We start from the raw sequence: 16,483 nt of genomic DNA on the forward strand, positions 1-16,483 counted from the left end.
CATACTGTCAGGAATTGATCCGCGGGGTCACCGCGGATAGAGGCGGAATTGGCGCTTGAGTTCGATCATGTCAAGGCAGGCGCGCGCCGCGAAGCCACCCTTGTTCTTGGCCGCGACGGAAGCCCGCGCCCAGGCCTGCTCGCGGTTCTCCACCGTCAGCACGCCGTTGCCGATGGCCAGCGCGTAGCGCAGCGCGAGGTCCTGAAGACCGCGGGCGCTCTCGTTGCAGACGATGTCGTAATGGGTGGTCTCGCCGCGGATCACGCAGCCCAGCCCGACATAGCCGTCGAAGCGCTTGCGCGCCGTGAAGAAGTCCATGGAACGCAGGGCGTACAGGATCGCCGCCGGGATTTCCAGGCACCCCGGAACCGAGACGCGCTGGTAGGTGGCGCCGTCCTTCTCGATCTCGGCGATGGCGCCTTTCACCAGCTCGTCGGCGATGTCCTCGTAGAAGCGGGCTTCCACGATCATCAGATGGGGCTTTTCGGTCATCTCGGGTCGCTCGGCTGACGGTTACTGGTCTTGCAGGGGAATCGGGCGGTGGCCGAGGACGGACAGGCCGTACCCCTCCAGCCCGATGATGGACTTCTTGCGGTTCGACAGCAGAACCATGTCGCGCACGCCCAGGTCCAGCAGGATTTGCGCGCCCACGCCATAATCCCGCAGCGCGGGGGTGGGGTTGTCATGGCCTTCCAGCCGCGCCAGAACCGAGGCCGTCAGGCCGTTCGCCATCGGCTCGCGCAGCAGGACGACGACGCCGCGGCCCTCGCGCGCGATCATCTCCATGGACGCCTGAAGCTCGCCGTCGCGGGCGGCGCTCTTGTCGCCCAGCACGTCGTCCAGCATCGACAGGGCGTGCATGCGCACCAGCACCGGCTCGTCGCCGGAGATGTCGCCGCGCACCAGCGCGATGTGCTCCGCGTAGGCGACCTTGTTGACGTAGACGTACATTTGGAAACGCCCGCCGAAGCGGCTGTCCAGGGTCGCCGCCAGCTTCTGCTCGACGATCGTCTCGGTGCGGCGGCGGTAGGCGATCAGGTCGGCGATGGTGCCCACCTTCAGCCCGTGGAACTGCGCGAACTTCACCAGATCCGGCAGGCGGGCCATGGTGCCGTCGTCGTTCATGATCTCGCAGATCACGCCCGCCGCGGTCATGCCGGCCATGCGGGCGATGTCAACCGAGGCTTCCGTGTGGCCGGCGCGGACCAGCACGCCACCGTCGCGGGCCAGCAGCGGAAAGACGTGGCCCGGCGTCACGATGTCGTCCGGCCCGGCCTTCGGGTCGATGGCGGCCTGGATGGTGCGGGCGCGGTCGGCGGCGGAGATGCCGGTCGTCACGCCCTCGCGCGCCTCGATGGAGACGGTGAAGGCGGTCTGGTGGCGGGTGCCGTTCTGCTGCGCCATCAGCGGCAGGCGCAGCCGCTCGATGTGGTTGTGGTCCATGGCGAGGCAGATGAGGCCGCGCCCGTACTTGGCCATGAAATTCACGGCCTCGGGGGTCGCGCACTGGGCCGGGATGACCAGATCGCCTTCGTTCTCGCGGTCCTCGTCGTCGACGAGGATGAACATCTTGCCCTGGCGCGCCTCCTCGATGATTTCCTCGGGACGCGACAGATATTCGTGAAACTCGGACGTCATTCCTGCCCTGCCAGCCGCGCCACGTACCGCGCGAGCATATCGATTTCCAGGTTCACCCGATCCCCGGCCTTCAACGCACCAAAGGTGGTCGCATCCTGGGTGTGGGGGATGATGTTCACGCCGAAGCGCGCGCCATCGACCTCGTTCACCGTTAGCGACACGCCGTCCAGCGCCACCGAGCCCTTGGAGGCGACGTATTTCGCCAGATTGGCCGGCGCCTCAAAGGTGAAGCGCTTCGACTCGCCGTCGGGGCGGACGTCCAGGACGGAGGCGACGCCGTCCACATGGCCGGACACGATGTGCCCGCCCAACTCGTCACCGACCTTCAGCGCGCGCTCCAGATTGACGCGCGTGCCTTCCTGCCAGCCGCCCAGGGTCGTCTTCGACAGGGTTTCGGCGGAGGCCTGCACGGCGAACCAGCCCGGCCCCTTCTCGACGACGGTCAGGCAGACGCCGTTGTTGGCGATGGACGCGCCGATGGGAACCGTCTCCATATCGAAGGCGGTCTCGACGGTGAACCGGGTGTCGCCCTGCCGTTCCACGGCCCGAACGCGCCCAACATCGGTGATGATTCCGGTGAACATGGGCCGGCAATTTAGCAGGTTTTCAATCGTGTGAAAGATTCATCCGCACGGCGCGGCACGCAACGGACTGTTGCGCCCGGCACGGTGCCGGGAGCGGCGGGCGCCCTGCCCGCCTCAACCGCGGCGGACGTAGCTTTCCACCACGTCCTCCCCCGCCTGCCGAAGATCGGTCCGGCGGAACAGAGCCATCCGCTCCAGCCCGTCCACCCCGTAGGCATGGACCGCCGGCAGGCCGTCGCCGCCCATGACGGAGGCGGCGCGGAACCACTCCAGCCGGTCCACCAGATCGGCCCGCAGCAGCGAGGCCGCCAGCGTGGCCCCGCCCTCCACCAACACGCGGGTCAGCCCACGGCGGGCCAGAACGGCGCTCGCCTCGACCAGATCCGGCAGACCGGCGGCATCGGCGGAAACGCGGATCACATCGACCCCGCAGTCCTCGAATACGGCCAGACGGTCGGCGTCCGCATCCTCCCGCGTGACGATCCAGGTCGGCACGGTCCGCGCCCCGGCGACCAGCTTCCCGGTCAACGGCAGGCGCAAACGGCTGTCCACCACGATGCGCACGGGCGAGCGGTGGCCCAGCCCCGGCAGACGGCAGGTGAGTTCCGGGTCGTCGGCCAGCGCGGTGCGGATGCCGACCATGATCGCGTCGTGGGTGGCGCGCAGCCGGTGCCCCCACGCCCGCGCCGTCGGCCCGGTGATCCATTGCGACTGGCCAGTGTGGGTGGCGATGCGCCCGTCCAGCGTGGTGGCGGCCTTCAAAGTATAGAGTGGGCGCCGGTCCTGGATGCGCCGGAAAAAGCCCTCGTTGAGCGTCCAGGCTTCATCCTCGCAGACGCCCGTTTCGACCGCGATCCCCGTGGCGCGCAGACGTTCCAGCCCGCCGCCGGCCACCCGCGGGTCGGGATCGCCGCAGGCCACCACCACCCGCGCCACCCCGGCCTCGACCAGGGCCAGCGCGCAGGGCGGCGTCTTTCCATAGTGATTGCAGGGCTCCAGCGTCACATAGGCGGTTGCCCCGCGCGCGGCACCGCCGGCACGGGCCAGGGCTTCCGTCTCAGCGTGGGGGCGCCCGCCCGGCTGGGTCCAGCCACGCCCGACCACCAGCCCGTCGCGCACGATGACGCAACCCACCGCCGGGTTCGGCCATGTGTTGCCGAGTCCCCGCGCCGCCAGCGCCAGCGCGGCCCGCATGTGGCGCAGGTCGTCGGGATGGGTGGCTTGGTTCGCCATGGGCGCCGCCCGCCCTCCTCACCCGTTCTGGGGTTCGGGGGCGAGCTGCTCGACGAACTCGTTGAAGTCCGACGCCTCGCGGAAGTCCTTGTAGACCGAGGCGTAGCGGATGTAGGCGACCTGATCGAGCGTCTGGAGCGCCACCATGATCATCTCGCCGATCTGCTTCGACGGGATCTCGCTCTCGCCGGAGGACTCCAACTGGCGCACCAGGCTGTTCACCACCCGGTCGATGCGGTCGGCGTCGATCGGGCGCTTGCGCAGAGCGATGCGCATGGAGCGCAGGAGCTTTTCACGGTCGAAAGGCTCCCGCTGGCCGCTGCTCTTCACCACCGTCAGCTCACGGAGCTGGACGCGCTCGAAGGTGGTGAAGCGCGCGCTGCAACTGGGGCAGAAGCGCCGCCTGCGGATCGCCGAGTTGTCCTCGGTCGGTCGCGAGTCCTTGACCTGGGTATCCTCGTGTCCGCAGAACGGGCAGCGCATGTCCGGCTTTTCCCCTTTAGTCGGTCTTGATGATTACAGAGTCGGGTAGATGGGGAAGCGGCGGCACAGCTCGCGCACCTCTTCCCGCACCTTCGCCTCGACCGCCGCGTTGTCGCCGGAGTTGCTGGCGGCCAGACCGTCCAGGGTCTCCACGATCAGTCGGCCCACCTGCTCGAACTCGGCCACGCCGAAGCCGCGGGTGGTGGCCGCCGGGCTGCCCAGACGGACGCCGGAGGTGACCATCGGCTTCTGCGGATCGAAGGGAACGCCGTTCTTGTTGCAGGTCATGCCGGCGTGCTCCAGGCTCGCCTCGGCGGCCTTGCCGGTCAGGTTCTTCGGGCGAAGGTCCACCAGCACGATGTGGCTGTCGGTGCCGCCGGACACGATGTCCAGGCCGCCGTCGATCAGCACCTTCGACAGGGCGCGGGCGTTGTCCAGAACGCTCTTGGCGTAGGTCTTGAACTCCGGACGCAGCGCCTCGGCGAAGGCCACCGCCTTGGCGGCGATGACGTGCATCAGCGGGCCGCCCTGCAGGCCGGGGAAGACCGCCGAGTTGATCTTCTTGGCGATCTCCTCGCTGTTGGTCAGCACCATGCCGCCGCGCGGGCCGCGCAGAGTCTTGTGGGTGGTGGTGGTGACCACGTCGGCGTAGGGGAACGGGTTCGGATAGACGCCGCCGGCGATCAGGCCGGCGTAGTGGGCGATGTCCACCATGAACCAGGCGCCGACCTCGTCCGCGATGGCGCGGAAGCGCTGGTAATCCAGGACACGCGGATAGGCGGAGCCGCCGGCGATGATCAGCTTCGGCTTGTGCTCGCGGGCCAGACGCTCGACCTCGTCGAAGTCGATCAGGTGGTCGTCGCGGCGCACGCCGTACTGCACGGCCTTGAACCACTTGCCCGACAGGTTCGGGGCGGCGCCATGGGTCAGGTGGCCGCCCGCCGCCAACGACATGCCGAGGATGCAGTCGCCCGGCTGGAGGAGGGCCAGATTAACCGCCTGGTTGGCCTGCGAACCGGAGTTCGGCTGGACGTTGGCGAAACTGCAGCCGAACAGCTTGCAGGCGCGCTCGATCGCCAGCGTCTCGGCCACGTCCACATATTCACAACCGCCGTAGTAACGCTTCCCCGGATAGCCCTCGGCATACTTGTTGGTCATGACCGAGCCCTGCGCCTCCAGCACCGCCTGGGAGACGATGTTCTCGGACGCGATCAGCTCGATCTGCTCCTGCTGGCGGACCAGCTCGTCGCGCACCGCGCGGGCCAGTTCGGGATCGGTCTCGGCGAGCGAGGCGGCGAAGAAGCGGCCGATCTCGGCGCGGGGGTCGGCGTTGGTGACGGTCATGGCGGGCAGGTCCTTGGTTCAAAAATCAGTCGCAGGCCGGGTGAAGGGCCGTCTCATCCCATCTTGGCGATTCGCCGGCTGTGCCGCTCACCGCCCTCGAAACCGGTCGTCAGGAAGGCGTCCACGCAATCCTTCGCGATCTCCGCGCCGATGATGCGGGCGCCCAAGGCCACCACGTTCGCGTCGTTGTGCTGGCGCGCGAGGCGGGCCGTCGTCACGTCGTGCACCAGGGCCGCACGGATGCCCGGATGCCGGTTCGCGGCGATGCTGATGCCGATGCCGCTGCCGCAGATCAGAACACCGCGCTCCGCCCGCCCATCGCCGATGGCGGCGGCCAGGGCCGCGGCGAAGTCCGGATAGTCCACCGATTCCGGGCCGTTGCAGCCGAGATCCAGCACCTCGTGGCCGTTGCCGGCCAGCCAGGAGGCGATCTGGGCCTTCATTTTGTAGCCCGCGTGGTCGGACGCGATCGCGATGGTGGTCATGAAAGAAAAACTCCGTGCACGAATACGAACGGCGCCGGCCCGAGGGGGACACCCGGCGGAGACGGCGGCACGGCGCGCACGCTACCAGATATCGCCCCGAACCGCCAGAAGGACACAACGCACGGGGGCTCTGCACCAAACACAGGATCTCACGCCATGGCGTGGGCGACGAAATCGGCCTGCGGGTCGCGCCCGGGATCGCTATGGGGAACAAATGTTCCGCTATTTCCCGCCGTCGTTGACGGCAAGGGGCAGTAAGCAGGCCGTCCGATTCGGTGTCGCACCACGAATCGGTCAGTTGCGATGCCCGATTCCCATGGTCTCGCCTAGCTCCCCTGCACTAGACGGTGCCTAAAGCTGGGGCAGTGCAGCCGCAGCGTGGCCTTTTCCTGGGGCATCTGATTTGCTGCAACTTGTAACGTCATGCAATTTCCAAATAACTTAATTCCATTCCACTCGAAATTATATTGACACTCAAATCACGCTGTGCAACTTGGTTGCTAGGGACAAAATGAAAAATCAGGACTTAAGGCAATGAGTGACCAGCTTCGCGCCGATGTGCCCGACAACGAGCTTCTGCGGATGACCGCTGACATCGTCTCCGCATATGTCAGCAAGAACGTTCTGCCGGCGCAGCAGATTCCTGAGGTGATCAACACGGTCTACTCGTCGCTGACGGGGTTGAACACACAACCCCGCGAAGTTCCTTCGGAACCGCTGAAGCCCGCCGTACCGATCCGCAAGTCGGTGACGCCCGAATACATCGTCTGCCTGGAAGACGGCAAGAAGCTGAAGATGCTGAAGCGCCATCTGCGCTCCACCTACAACATGTCGCCGGACGAATACCGGGCGCGCTGGGGCCTGCCGCCCGATTACCCGATGGTCGCGCCGAACTACGCCGCGCAGCGGTCCGAGTTCGCGAAGCGAATCGGCCTCGGCCGCAGCTCTGGCCGCCAGACCCGCCGCAAGGCCGGCTGAGCGCCTGCACCGTCCTGAATAAGTCAGGGCCGGCCTCCCGCAAGGAAGGCCGGCCCTGATTCATTTCACGGTGCCTTTTCGGGCAAGCCCGCGCCGGGCATCAACCACAGTTGCGGCCGGACAGGCGGCAATTGAATCGCTCCACATTACGGGTGAGTTCCTGCCCGGTGCTGGTGTTCTCCTCGTTCAGGCAGCGCAGATAGTCCATCGTCTTATCCACATACTCCTTCACCTCGAACTGGCAGGAGGCCATCTTGTCCGCGCTGACGAAGGTTGTGGTGTCGCTCATGCAGAGCGGAACGCCCGGCTTCGTGCAGATGATGGTAGTCTCCGCCCGCACCGCCGGGCTTTGCAGCGCCGCGGCCAGCACCAGCAGCGTGGCTGCCGGCTTCAGGGTCCTTCTCAACAGCACGGGCATTCTCCGCAAGACCGTCGCGCAACGCATGCGATCGTCTCCCTCCGCATTCGGTCAGGACCGCCGCTCCCGGAGAGCGTTGCGGTCCGTTCGTTCGTGGATCGGGTTCTACAGGCGTTACATCCGATGCACCAGTGCCCATGGCGTGGCATAGGTCTAGAGTCGGAAGGGAGCAGTTCGCTCCGGGACCGGTCCCGCAGGCCCGGCACCGGGATGTCAGTGCTCACCATCAGCAGAAGCCAAGACTAGCCGCGCCCCCCGCCCCGCCGGGAGGGCGCGCTTCTTGGCGTCCGTTCCCGCGGGGGCGCCTCAGCGCTTGCCCGCGTCGCGCTTCATAACGAACTGAAGCTTGCTGATCGCGGTCCGTTTCAGCAATTCCAGGCTGCCGGTGGCCGGCCCGACGACCGAAACCTCCGTCGCGGTGACGGGGTCGATGGCCATCACCTTCAAATAACTGCCGACCCGCTGAAACTCGAACAGCACCTCGCCGCCACCACCACCGCCGCCATTGCCGGCCGGCTGCCCTCTTCCGGGTGCCCGATTGCCCACCATCGCATTATCTCCATCGCCGGCCTTCGCCGGACCAGTCACCACCTTAGCACAGCACGACCGTACCGGAACCCCGCCTGCCGCGTCCTGTTGTTGGCGGACCAAGAACTCAGCAAGGGAGTACAGGAACCATGGCTGCCAAGACCATGCAGGATTTGCTGATCGAAGAACTCCGCGACATCTACCACGCCGAGAAGCAGCTCACCAAGGCCTTGCCGAAGCTGGCCAAGGCGGCCCATTCCGAAAAGCTCCGCACCGCCTTCGAGACCCATCTGGAGGAGACCCGCGGCCAGATCGAACGGCTGGAGCAGGTGTTCGAGGAGCTGGACACCCGCACCCGCGGCAAGCATTGCGACGCGATGGAAGGGCTGATCAGCGAGGCGCGCGAGATCATGGAGATGGGCCTCGCCCCCGAGGTGCAGGATGCGGCCCTGATCGCCGCCGCCCAGAAGGTGGAGCATTACGAGATCGCCAGCTATGGCACCGTCCACGCCTACGCCAGCGCCTGCGGCCTGACAAAGGTGGCTGAGTTGCTGGAGCAGACCCTGAACGAGGAGAAGGAGACCGACAAGAAGCTGAACATGCTCGCCATCAACGACGTGAACAAGAAGGCAATGCAGGCCGGCGGACAAAAGGCCGCCTGAGTCCGCCGAAGCGGATCATAGGCCGGGTCTCTTGTTACAGCGGGCGCCGTTGAACGCGGACGGGTGATCCCCTACAATCGGCATCATCCAATCGATTTTTCCGGTGCCCGCCTATGCGCAGGGTCGCAAGCATCCTCGGTGCCCTTCTGATCGCCGCCACCGCCGCCCTCTCCGGCACGGTGGCGTGGGCGGCGGAGGGGCCGACCGCTCTGCCGCCCTCGGTCCGCATCAAGCCGGTGATGGTCCCGATCGTCACCCGCGGGCAGGTGGAACGCTACACGCAGATCGAAGTGATGCTGGAGGTGGCGAACGCCACCCGGCTGGGCGAGGTCCAGGTCGCCATCCCGCGCCTGCACGACGCCACTCTGCGCGCGGTCTATCTGGGCATCCAGGAGGGGTGGATCGTTCGCGGCAACATCGCCAACATGCCCGCCCTGCGCCGCAAGATCGACGAGGAAAGCGTGAAGCTGTTCGGCAAGGACGTCGTCAGCCGCATCCTCATCACCCCCCTGTCCCGCCAGTCCTCCTTTCCCTGACCTCCTTATCCCTGGCGCTCCCACCTTCCGACGGTTGCCTCCCCGCGCGCTTCGCGGCAGCATGGCCGTGTGACCGGTGAGGAAGATCGAGAATGGCCGTGGTCTATGTGGCGCGCAGTGCCGCGCTGACGAAATGGGCGTCCGACGTCGGACAGGGAAAGCACATCTTCAAGCTGGGCGTGGCCGCGGACAAGGACGCCGCGAAGGCCGCGATCGAGGCCGGATGGGCGGGCGAAGGCGACTGGCGCCTGATCCACAGCCAGGACGTGCCGGACCTTGAGGAGGAGGCGGTGATCGAGCGGCTGATGCGCAAGGAAAAAGTGATCGACCCCACCTACTACCCGAAGCTGAAGGGAGCCTCCGGCGTTTTCCGCGTGACGCTGACCAATGTGCAGAACAGCCTGCTGGTCGCCCAGGCGATGTCCGCCGACGAGCCACTGACCGATATCAAGGTGAAGCCGAAGGACATCGGGGAATACATGATCCGCAACGCCCTTCCCTCCGCGTCATGAGCGACGCTCCGCCTCTCTTCACCATCGGTTACGAAGGCGCGTCCTTCGATTCCGTTCTCGGCGCGCTGAAGGTGCGGGGCGTCGGCGTGCTGCTGGACGTGCGCGAGTTGCCGCTGTCCCGCCGCGCCGGCTTTTCCAAGAGGCCGCTGTCCGCCGGGCTGGAAGAGGCGGGGATCGGCTACGTCCATCTGAAGGGACTTGGCACGCCCAAGGAAGGCCGCGTCGCCGCCCACCAAGGCGACCTGGACCGCTTCTGGTCCATCGTCGAGGACAAGATGCGGACCCCGGAGGCGGAGCACGACCTGAACCGCGCCGCCGCTCTGGCGCGGGAACGCCCGGCCTGCCTGCTCTGCTTCGAGGCGTCGCCGCACGTCTGCCACCGGCTCCGCGTCGGCGAGCTTCTCCACGACCGCTTCGGCTTCACGGTGGAGCATCTGACTCCCGCCGACCTCTCCTTCTAAGGTTTCCCATGCAATCCCGCTGGTACCGCTTCGCCGACCTGTCCGCCGGCACGCTCCACGACATGCTCCTCCTTCGCCAGAGCGTGCTGGTGGTGGAGCAGGCGTCCCCCTTCCCCGACCTGGACGGGCGCGACCCGGTGGCGCTGCATCTGGCGCTCCATGACGGTGATGCCCCAACGCCTGTCGGTTACGCCCGCGTCTTCGGGGCCGACACGGAGACCGGGGCCACGTCCTTCGGGCGGCTGGCCGTCGCCCCGGCGTGGCGCGGCAAGGCGCTGGGCCGCCGGCTGGTCGCCGAATGCCTGGACCGGCTGGCCCGGGACTGGCCGGACCACGACGTGCAGATCAGCGCACAGCTTTATCTGGAAACCTTCTACGGCAGCTTCGGCTTCCGGCGCGTCAGCGACGTCTATGACGATGTCGGAATCGACCACATCGACATGCGGCTGAGCCGATAGACTGGTAGCGATTCACCACGGAGACACGGAGACACAGAGTAAACCTCTCTCTGTGTCTCCGTGTCTCTGTGGTGAATATATTTACTTTCTTGCCGCAGCCAGAATGTCTCCGGCTTCCTTGCGGATGATGTTCAGGTGCTTCAGCAGGATCGCCAGCGACTGATCGTAGTTGAACGCCTCCTCCGACTCGTCGGGGATGTCGGTGTCGTCGGCGGCGACCGACACCTTGGCCTTCTTCTTCACCGTCGCGAAATACTCGCTGCCGGTCTTCTCGAAGGCCTTGATCGCCTTCTGCAAGGCGTCCGCATCGTTGGCCCGCGTGGCCGCGTCCAGCGCCTTCGTCGCCTTTTCCAGTCCACTCGACGCCCGGAAGGCAAGCAGGAAGCCTTCGGCGGGCTTCTTCTTGCCGGTCAGGGCCTCGAACATCTTCTTGGCCGCCGTCCAGTCGGCGAAGAAGGTGGTCGCGGGCATCTCCTTGCCTGCGCTGGCCTTCTCCAATTTCTTCAGGGCGGTTTGGCTTTCCAATTGGGCCATCTGCTCGACGTTCATCGCACCGCCCAGCATGTCCGCCGCCACCTCGACGGCGCCCTCGTTCTTCGCCTTCTGCGCCTTCACGATCACCGCGCTGAGCTTCGCGCGGAAGATCTTGGTCGCCTGGAGCAGGTCGGCCAGCGCCTCGCGCAGCGCCTTGGCGTCCCCGGCCTTGTAGGCCTTGTCCCAGGCCGCGGCGGCTTTCTCCACGTCACCGGACTTCTTCACGACCGCGACGGCCTCGGCGGAGTTCGGAATCTTCTTCGCCTCGGCTTCGCATTTCGCCTTGTGTTTCTTGAACTCGGCGGCGGCGACGAACGGCATGATGGGGTCTCCGGGATGGCTTCTGCAACCGCTTGGCTGCATCAAGCGGTTGCGGAAGACTAGGCGCTGTCGCGCATCCGTCAACGCGGACCCGGTTCAAAATGGAAGATGCGGCCCCGCCCTACCCAGCAACCATCGCCTGAAGAGTTTCCAGCCGGTCGGCTTCCGCCGCCGGCTTGTCCCAGCGGATGCGGTGGACGCGCGGAAAGCGCATCGCCAGACCGCTCTTGTGTCGGTTCGATGGGTGCACACTGTCGAAGGCGACCTCCAGCACGAGCCCCGGTTCGACCTCCCGCACCGGGCCGTAGCGGCGGGTGGTGCGGTTGCGCACCCAGCGGTCGAGTTCCACAAGCTCCGCGTCGGTGAAGCCGAAATAGGCCTTGCCGACCGGCACCAGTTCCTCCCCGCGCCAGACGCCGAAGGTGAAGTCCGAATAATAGCTGGACCGCTTGCCGTGCCCGCGTTGGGCGTACATCAGCACGGTGTCGAGCGTCAGCGCGCCCCGCTTCCACTTGAACCACGGCCCCTTGGGACGCCCGGCGACATAGGTGCTGTCGCGCCGCTTCAGCATCAGCCCTTCGATGCTGTTCTCCCGGCTGCCCTCGCGCAGCGCTTTCAGCGAGTCCCAGCCGTCGAACGACACCAGCGGCGACAAATCCATCCGGCGGGGCCGCACCGCGTCGTACCAGCGCTCCAGCCGGGCGCGGCGTTCGGTGAAGGGCAGACCGCGCAAGTCTTCCTCCCCGTCGAACAGGATGTCGTAGAGCCGCACCCAGGCGGGAAATTCCTTGAGCATCGCCGCCGTGACCGTCTTGCGGTTCAGCCGCTGCTGAAGGTCGTTGAAGGGTGCCACCGCCCCCTCGTCGCGGGCGACCAGCAATTCCCCGTCCAAAACGGCATCGAACGTCATGTGATCGGCGATGTCCGGAAAGGCACCGGACACGTCGTCGCCGGTGCGGCTGTAGATCCGCCGCTCGCCGCCGCGGGCCGCCAACTGCACGCGGATGCCGTCCCACTTCCATTCCGCGCTGTAATCGGCGGGGGACAGGGCGGCCATGTCCTCCTCTTCCAGCGGGTGGGAGAGCATCAGCGGGCGGAAGCCGGCGCCCTTCCCCGCCGCCGGCCGGTCGGACTTCCCTTCCAGCCAGGCGAACAGATCCGCGTAAGGCGGGGTCAGCCCGTGCCAGCACTCCTCCAGATCGCCGAGATCGACCTTCCCCCACTCCGCCAGCGCCGTCTTGGCGAGCCGCGCCGACACACCCACCCGCAGACTGCCGGTGATGAGCTTCAGCAGCGCGAAACGGCCCGAGGAGTCCAGCGTGTCCAGCCAGCCTTCCACCAGCCCCATCACCTGCCCGCGCCTGGCCGCGCGCAGCGTCTCCACCACCTCGGTCATGGAGGGCGGCAGGCTGTTCGACCGCTCCGGACGCTCCGGCCAGATCAGGGCCACCGTTTCGGCGAGGTCCCCCACATAATCATAGGACAGGGCGAACAGCTCCGGATCGACGCGGGTGGCGACCAGTTGCCGGATCGCCGCCGGCTTGGCCTCGTGGAAGACCAGCGTCTCCGTCAGGGCCGCCAGCGCCCAGCCACGGTCAGGGTCCGGCGTGGTGGCGAAGAAATCGGCCAGCAGGCGAATCTTTCCGTTGCGCGCGGGCATGAAGACCAGCCCGTCGATCAGCGAGGAAAAGTTCTTCACGCCCCCTCCTCGTCCTCGAAGCCGACCAGGGCCAGGGCGCGGGCACGGATGCCGCGTTGGGTCGCGTGGTGGACCAGCGCCTCCTCCCGGCCATGGGTCACCCAGACCTCCGGCGCGGCGACCTCCTCCAGCGTTTGCGTCAGCTCGTCCCAGTCCGCGTGGTCGGAGATCACCAGGGGGAGTTCCACATCGCGCTGGCGCGCCCGCTGCCGCACCCGCATCCAGCCGGAGGCCATCGCCACCACCGGGTCGGTCAGACGCCGCGCCCAGCGGTCGGCCACGGCGCCCGGCGGGGCCAGCACCAGGGCGCCCTTCAACTCCTCCTTCGCCGCGACGGTGGCCGGGCGAAGCTCACCCAGGGGAACGCCGAACCCCTCGTACAGTTTGCAGATCGGTTCCAGCGCGCCGTGCAGATAGATCGGGCGGTCGTAACCGGCGGCGCGCAGCAGGGAGATCACCCGCTGGCATTTCCCCAGCGCGTAGGCCCCGACCACATGGCTGCGCTCCGGAAAGATCGCCATGGAGTGCAGCAGCTTGTCGATCTCCCCCAGGTCCGGCGGGTGACGGAAGACCGGCAAACCGAAGGTGGCCTCGGTGATGAAGACGTCGCAGGGCACGGGCTCGAACGGGGTGCAGGTGCGGTCGAAACGTCGCTTGTAGTCGCCGGACACCACCACCCGCGTTCCGGCATGCTCCAGAATCACCTGGGCGCTGCCCAGCACATGGCCGGCGGGAGCCAGCCGCACCGTCACATCACCGATGCGGATCGCCTCGCCGTAGTCGAGCGCCTGCGTCGCGCCGCCCGCCCCTTCGCCCAGCCTCTGCCGCATGATGGCCAGCGTTCCGGCGGTGGCGAGCACATGGGAATGTCCGGGCCGGGCGTGGTCGGAGTGGCCGTGGGTGACGACCGCCCGCTCCACCGGACGCAGCGGATCGACGTGGAAGCCGCCGGGCTCCACGTATAGTCCTTCCGGGCACACCTTGATCCAACGTTCGGCGGGGGTTCGTGAGGCGGTCGATGCGGGCATGCCCTGCAATATAGGTCGTCCTCGCGAAAGGACAAAATTCCGATTCCTCCGGTTGCGCTCGCAGGCACCACGGCGCAGGATGCGGGCGAACGAGGGAGAAACCGACCATGCACGACCGCCTGTCCCCGACGCCCGAGGTCGCCGCCGCCCTGGCCGAGGGCCGGCCCGTCGTCGCCCTGGAATCCACCGTCATCTCCCACGGCATGCCCTATCCGAAGAACCTGGAGACGGCGAAGGCTCTTGAGGACGCGGTGCGGGCCGAAGGGGCGATCCCCGCCACCGTCGCGGTTCTGGACGGGCGCATCCGCGTCGGGCTGGACGGCGATGGGCTGGAGCGGCTCGCCAAGGGCGGCACGAGCGTCATGAAGCTGAGCCGCCGCGACCTGCCCGTCGCGCTGGCGACCGGGATTCCGGGAGCGACCACCGTCGCCGCCACGATGATCGCCGCGAGGCTGGCCGGGATCGCCGTCTTCGCCACCGGAGGCCTGGGCGGGGTGCATCGCGGCGCGGAAACCAGTTTCGATGTTTCGGCGGATCTGGACGAACTGGCCCGCACCAGCGTTTGCGTCGTCTGTGCAGGTGCGAAGTCGATTCTCGACCTGCCCAAGACGCTGGAGGTGTTGGAGACCCGCGGCGTTCCCGTTTTGGGCCTGGGCACGGACTCGTTTCCGGCCTTCTACAGCCGCAACTCTGGTCTGCCCGTCTCTCATCGCTGTGACAACGTGCACGAGGTCGCGGCCATTCTGCGGGCCAAATGGGACCTTGGGCTGGAGGGGGGCGTGGTCCTCGCCAACCCCATTCCGGAGGCCGACGCGCTGGACGGCGCGGCCATGGAACAGGCCATCGCGCAGGCGCTAAAGGATGCGGAAGAGCATGGAATCACGGGGAAATCCGTCACGCCTTTTCTGCTGGCGGCGCTGGAGCGGATCACCGGCGGGCGCAGTCTGGCGGCGAACATGGCGCTGATCCGCAACAACGCCGTGACTGCGGCGCGGCTGGCCGTGGCCTACGCCGCGTTGACGGCGTAGGTTGGTCATAGGCCGATAAGCATAAGTGGTAAGCCATTCGTGACATCTGGGTTTAAGACGCCGTTAACCGACGCCGGGTGAATCTGCCCTCGTTCTTCAGCGGAGGTTTCTATGCGTGCGCCCAGCCCGTCGAACCTGGTTTCCCGGATGATCGCCATGGCCGCCCAGCCCGACGAGGGCATCGGCGAACCCGACAACCGCCCGGCTGCGCGGGTGAAGAAGATCGTCTGGGCCTCCCAGGCGGCGAAACTGCGCGGGTCCCTCTCCTCCCGCCTCGTTCATGAGATCGAATGCGCGGTGTCCGCCGATCTGGACAGCATGGAGCTGCCGGAAGTGTTCTTCACCTCCGTCGAGTTCGCCGGCCGGGTCATCACCTGCGATCTGGACGCCTCGGGCACCGCGTCGATCTTCGGCCTGATCGACGTCGGCGATTATGACGAGCTGGTGGAAGAGGCGGGCGACGACGCCCTGTTCGGGGTCGATTGGGACGGCGTCTACGTCACCCCGGCGCGCACCCGCCACTGATCCTTTTCAGTTTTTCTCGAACAAACGCGGGGACCGGACGCACGCCGGTCCCCGCTTTGTTTTGACTGTTACCCTCAGCCCAGCGTACGGGCGAGGATGACATCCAGCTTCTTCAGCATCTCCGGATCGCGCTTGTCCGGCGCGGTCATGATCGCGTTGTCGAGCGCGGTGTGGCAGCCCTGGCCGCACAGCCCGTCACGAACCTGAATCTTCGGGGCGAGCGCCTTGACCAGCGACCGGGCCTTGCCGGCGTTGGCGATCACCACCCGGATCACGGCGTCCACGGTGACGTGGTCATGCTCCGGGTGCCAGCAGTCGAAATCGGTGACCATGGCGACGGTCGCGTAGCACATCTCCGCCTCGCGGGCGAGCTTGGCCTCCGGCATGTTGGTCATGCCGATCACGTCGCAGCCCCAGCTCCGGTACAGCTCGGATTCGGCCTTGGTCGAGAATTGCGGGCCTTCCATGACCATGTAGGTGCCGCGGCGCTGGTGCGGGATGTCGAGTTCCGCCAGCGATTCCTCGATCAGGTCGCCCAACCGCCCGCAGACCGGATGACCCAGCGCCACATGCGCCACCAGACCGGTTCCGAAGAAGCTCTTGGCACGGGCGAAGGTGCGGTCGATGAACTGGTCGATCACCACGAAGGTGCCCGGCGGCAGATGCTCCTTCAGGGAGCCGACGGCGGACACCGACAGGATCTCGGTCACGCCCAGCGCCTTCAGGGCGAAGATGTTGGCGCGGAAATTCAGTTCGGACGGCGGGATGCGGTGGCCGCGGCCGTGGCGCGGCAGGAAGACCAGCTTCTGCCCGTTCAACTCTCCGGTCAGCAACTCGTCCGACGGGTCGCCGAAGGGGGTTTCCACCTTCACCCAGCGCTGGTTCTCCAGACCGTCGATGTCGTAGACGCCGCTGCCCCCGATCACGCCGAGCACCGGCGCGGACCCGGTTTCCGCCATAGTCATATGCCTCCGTCAATGGGTGGGCGCAGTATTCCGCCCCAGCCCCGCAAAGGCAACGATGACGGC

General features: G+C 66.9%; 21 protein-coding genes. 8 read left to right on the forward strand and 13 right to left on the reverse strand.

The window, feature by feature from the left end; translation table 11 throughout:
- Positions 1-27 precede the first annotated feature (27 nt).
- The 7 genes from DS843_RS10635 to rpiB form a co-directional block, all read right to left on the reverse strand.
- Positions 28-492 (reverse strand): 6,7-dimethyl-8-ribityllumazine synthase, encoded by a 465-nt coding sequence (locus DS843_RS10635; RefSeq protein WP_149468853.1) that lies wholly within the window; start codon positions 490-492, stop codon positions 28-30.
- A gap of 21 nt (positions 493-513) precedes the next feature.
- On the reverse strand, positions 514-1,638 hold the full coding sequence (gene ribB, locus DS843_RS10640; RefSeq protein ID WP_149468854.1) for a 3,4-dihydroxy-2-butanone-4-phosphate synthase: 1,125 nt from the start codon (positions 1,636-1,638) through the stop codon (positions 514-516).
- Positions 1,635-2,222, reverse strand: coding sequence for a riboflavin synthase (locus DS843_RS10645; RefSeq protein WP_149468855.1), 588 nt, complete (start codon positions 2,220-2,222; stop codon positions 1,635-1,637). Before DS843_RS10645 ends, ribB begins: the two co-directional genes overlap by 4 nt.
- Positions 2,223-2,336: 114 nt before the next feature.
- Complete coding sequence (ribD, locus tag DS843_RS10650; RefSeq protein ID WP_149468856.1) at positions 2,337-3,455, reverse strand: bifunctional diaminohydroxyphosphoribosylaminopyrimidine deaminase/5-amino-6-(5-phosphoribosylamino)uracil reductase RibD; 1,119 nt, start codon at positions 3,453-3,455, stop codon at positions 2,337-2,339.
- An 18-nt stretch (positions 3,456-3,473) separates the two neighbouring features.
- Positions 3,474-3,938 (reverse strand): transcriptional regulator NrdR, encoded by a 465-nt coding sequence (gene nrdR / locus DS843_RS10655; protein WP_149468857.1) that lies wholly within the window; start codon positions 3,936-3,938, stop codon positions 3,474-3,476.
- A 33-nt stretch (positions 3,939-3,971) separates the two neighbouring features.
- Positions 3,972-5,282: a serine hydroxymethyltransferase gene (gene glyA / locus DS843_RS10660; RefSeq protein WP_149468858.1), complete on the reverse strand. Its 1,311-nt coding sequence runs from the start codon at positions 5,280-5,282 to the stop codon at positions 3,972-3,974.
- Between the two features lie 53 nt (positions 5,283-5,335).
- On the reverse strand, positions 5,336-5,767 hold the full coding sequence (gene rpiB / locus DS843_RS10665) for a ribose 5-phosphate isomerase B (RefSeq protein ID WP_149468859.1): 432 nt from the start codon (positions 5,765-5,767) through the stop codon (positions 5,336-5,338).
- Positions 5,768-6,301: 534 nt separating this feature from the next.
- On the opposite strand from rpiB, the gene DS843_RS10670 reads away from it, so the two are divergent.
- Positions 6,302-6,745 (forward strand): Ros/MucR family transcriptional regulator, encoded by a 444-nt coding sequence (locus tag DS843_RS10670; RefSeq protein ID WP_149468860.1) that lies wholly within the window; start codon positions 6,302-6,304, stop codon positions 6,743-6,745.
- A gap of 100 nt (positions 6,746-6,845) precedes the next feature.
- Here the strand turns inward: DS843_RS10670 and DS843_RS10675 are convergent, their stop codons facing one another.
- Together DS843_RS10675 and DS843_RS10680 are read right to left on the reverse strand one after the other, a co-directional pair.
- A complete protein-coding gene (locus DS843_RS10675) occupies positions 6,846-7,157 on the reverse strand; it encodes a hypothetical protein (protein WP_286192041.1) in 312 nt (103 codons plus the stop codon).
- Between the two features lie 312 nt (positions 7,158-7,469).
- The gene (locus DS843_RS10680; protein WP_149468861.1) at positions 7,470-7,712 is read right to left on the reverse strand and encodes a DUF6898 family protein; all 243 of its coding nucleotides are present in this window, start codon (positions 7,710-7,712) and stop codon (positions 7,470-7,472) included.
- Between the two features lie 128 nt (positions 7,713-7,840).
- On the opposite strand from DS843_RS10680, the gene DS843_RS10685 reads away from it, so the two are divergent.
- The 5 genes from DS843_RS10685 (at position 7,841) to DS843_RS10705 (ending at position 10,320) form a co-directional block, all read left to right on the forward strand.
- On the forward strand, positions 7,841-8,353 hold the full coding sequence (locus DS843_RS10685; RefSeq protein ID WP_149468862.1) for a YciE/YciF ferroxidase family protein: 513 nt from the start codon (positions 7,841-7,843) through the stop codon (positions 8,351-8,353).
- Between the two features lie 113 nt (positions 8,354-8,466).
- The gene (locus tag DS843_RS10690; RefSeq protein WP_149468863.1) at positions 8,467-8,889 is read left to right on the forward strand and encodes a hypothetical protein; all 423 of its coding nucleotides are present in this window, start codon (positions 8,467-8,469) and stop codon (positions 8,887-8,889) included.
- Between the two features lie 92 nt (positions 8,890-8,981).
- Positions 8,982-9,401, forward strand: coding sequence for a hypothetical protein (locus DS843_RS10695; RefSeq protein WP_149468864.1), 420 nt, complete (start codon positions 8,982-8,984; stop codon positions 9,399-9,401).
- Positions 9,398-9,862, forward strand: coding sequence for a DUF488 domain-containing protein (locus tag DS843_RS10700; RefSeq protein WP_149468865.1), 465 nt, complete (start codon positions 9,398-9,400; stop codon positions 9,860-9,862). Before DS843_RS10695 ends, DS843_RS10700 begins: the two co-directional genes overlap by 4 nt.
- An 8-nt stretch (positions 9,863-9,870) precedes the next feature.
- Positions 9,871-10,320, forward strand: a complete 450-nt coding sequence (locus tag DS843_RS10705; protein ID WP_149468866.1) for a GNAT family N-acetyltransferase — start codon at positions 9,871-9,873, stop codon at positions 10,318-10,320.
- Positions 10,321-10,401: 81 nt separating this feature from the next.
- On the opposite strand, the gene DS843_RS10710 is transcribed toward DS843_RS10705, so the two are convergent.
- From DS843_RS10710 to DS843_RS10720, 3 genes are all read right to left on the reverse strand, one after another.
- Positions 10,402-11,175: a hypothetical protein gene (locus DS843_RS10710; RefSeq protein WP_149468867.1), complete on the reverse strand. Its 774-nt coding sequence runs from the start codon at positions 11,173-11,175 to the stop codon at positions 10,402-10,404.
- 121 nt (positions 11,176-11,296) lie between these two features.
- Positions 11,297-12,874: a cisplatin damage response ATP-dependent DNA ligase gene (locus DS843_RS10715; RefSeq protein WP_149468868.1), complete on the reverse strand. Its 1,578-nt coding sequence runs from the start codon at positions 12,872-12,874 to the stop codon at positions 11,297-11,299.
- A complete protein-coding gene (locus DS843_RS10720) occupies positions 12,871-13,902 on the reverse strand; it encodes a ligase-associated DNA damage response exonuclease (protein WP_149468869.1) in 1,032 nt (343 codons plus the stop codon). The genes DS843_RS10715 and DS843_RS10720 overlap by 4 nt, the downstream gene beginning before the upstream one ends.
- 107 nt (positions 13,903-14,009) lie before the next feature.
- Here DS843_RS10720 and DS843_RS10725 point away from each other — a divergent pair, with 107 nt between their 5' ends.
- The gene (locus DS843_RS10725; protein WP_149468870.1) at positions 14,010-14,930 is read left to right on the forward strand and encodes a pseudouridine-5'-phosphate glycosidase; all 921 of its coding nucleotides are present in this window, start codon (positions 14,010-14,012) and stop codon (positions 14,928-14,930) included.
- A gap of 111 nt (positions 14,931-15,041) precedes the next feature.
- Positions 15,042-15,455 (forward strand): hypothetical protein, encoded by a 414-nt coding sequence (locus DS843_RS10730; RefSeq protein WP_149468871.1) that lies wholly within the window; start codon positions 15,042-15,044, stop codon positions 15,453-15,455.
- Positions 15,456-15,529: 74 nt separating this feature from the next.
- Here the strand turns inward: DS843_RS10730 and DS843_RS10735 are convergent, their stop codons facing one another.
- A complete protein-coding gene (locus DS843_RS10735; protein ID WP_149468872.1) occupies positions 15,530-16,414 on the reverse strand; it encodes an S-methyl-5'-thioadenosine phosphorylase in 885 nt (294 codons plus the stop codon).
- Positions 16,415-16,483 lie beyond the last annotated feature (69 nt).

The organism is Roseomonas genomospecies 6 (assembly GCF_008365375.1).
Classification (GTDB): domain Bacteria; phylum Pseudomonadota; class Alphaproteobacteria; order Azospirillales; family Azospirillaceae; genus Azospirillum.

Excerpts from the sequence above, each read along its gene's own strand:
- DS843_RS10685 (WP_149468862.1), top strand. The coding sequence starts at position 7,841 with ATGGCTGCCAAGACCATGCAGGATTTGCTGATCGAAGAACTCCGCGAC.
- DS843_RS10735 (WP_149468872.1), bottom strand. The coding sequence starts at position 16,414 with ATGGCGGAAACCGGGTCCGCGCCGGTGCTCGGCGTGATCGGGGGCAGC.
- DS843_RS10690 (WP_149468863.1), top strand. The coding sequence starts at position 8,467 with ATGCGCAGGGTCGCAAGCATCCTCGGTGCCCTTCTGATCGCCGCCACC.
- DS843_RS10700 (WP_149468865.1), top strand. The coding sequence starts at position 9,398 with ATGAGCGACGCTCCGCCTCTCTTCACCATCGGTTACGAAGGCGCGTCC.
- DS843_RS10695 (WP_149468864.1), top strand. The coding sequence starts at position 8,982 with ATGGCCGTGGTCTATGTGGCGCGCAGTGCCGCGCTGACGAAATGGGCG.
- DS843_RS10680 (WP_149468861.1), bottom strand. The coding sequence starts at position 7,712 with ATGGTGGGCAATCGGGCACCCGGAAGAGGGCAGCCGGCCGGCAATGGC.
- DS843_RS10710 (WP_149468867.1), bottom strand. The coding sequence starts at position 11,175 with ATGCCGTTCGTCGCCGCCGCCGAGTTCAAGAAACACAAGGCGAAATGC.
- DS843_RS10670 (WP_149468860.1), top strand. The coding sequence starts at position 6,302 with ATGAGTGACCAGCTTCGCGCCGATGTGCCCGACAACGAGCTTCTGCGG.
- glyA (WP_149468858.1), bottom strand. The coding sequence starts at position 5,282 with ATGACCGTCACCAACGCCGACCCCCGCGCCGAGATCGGCCGCTTCTTC.
- DS843_RS10730 (WP_149468871.1), top strand. The coding sequence starts at position 15,042 with ATGCGTGCGCCCAGCCCGTCGAACCTGGTTTCCCGGATGATCGCCATG.
- nrdR (WP_149468857.1), bottom strand. The coding sequence starts at position 3,938 with ATGCGCTGCCCGTTCTGCGGACACGAGGATACCCAGGTCAAGGACTCG.
- ribB (WP_149468854.1), bottom strand. The coding sequence starts at position 1,638 with ATGACGTCCGAGTTTCACGAATATCTGTCGCGTCCCGAGGAAATCATC.
- DS843_RS10635 (WP_149468853.1), bottom strand. The coding sequence starts at position 492 with ATGACCGAAAAGCCCCATCTGATGATCGTGGAAGCCCGCTTCTACGAG.
- DS843_RS10720 (WP_149468869.1), bottom strand. The coding sequence starts at position 13,902 with ATGCCCGCATCGACCGCCTCACGAACCCCCGCCGAACGTTGGATCAAG.
- ribD (WP_149468856.1), bottom strand. The coding sequence starts at position 3,455 with ATGGCGAACCAAGCCACCCATCCCGACGACCTGCGCCACATGCGGGCC.
- rpiB (WP_149468859.1), bottom strand. The coding sequence starts at position 5,767 with ATGACCACCATCGCGATCGCGTCCGACCACGCGGGCTACAAAATGAAG.
- DS843_RS10705 (WP_149468866.1), top strand. The coding sequence starts at position 9,871 with ATGCAATCCCGCTGGTACCGCTTCGCCGACCTGTCCGCCGGCACGCTC.
- DS843_RS10645 (WP_149468855.1), bottom strand. The coding sequence starts at position 2,222 with ATGTTCACCGGAATCATCACCGATGTTGGGCGCGTTCGGGCCGTGGAA.
- DS843_RS10725 (WP_149468870.1), top strand. The coding sequence starts at position 14,010 with ATGCACGACCGCCTGTCCCCGACGCCCGAGGTCGCCGCCGCCCTGGCC.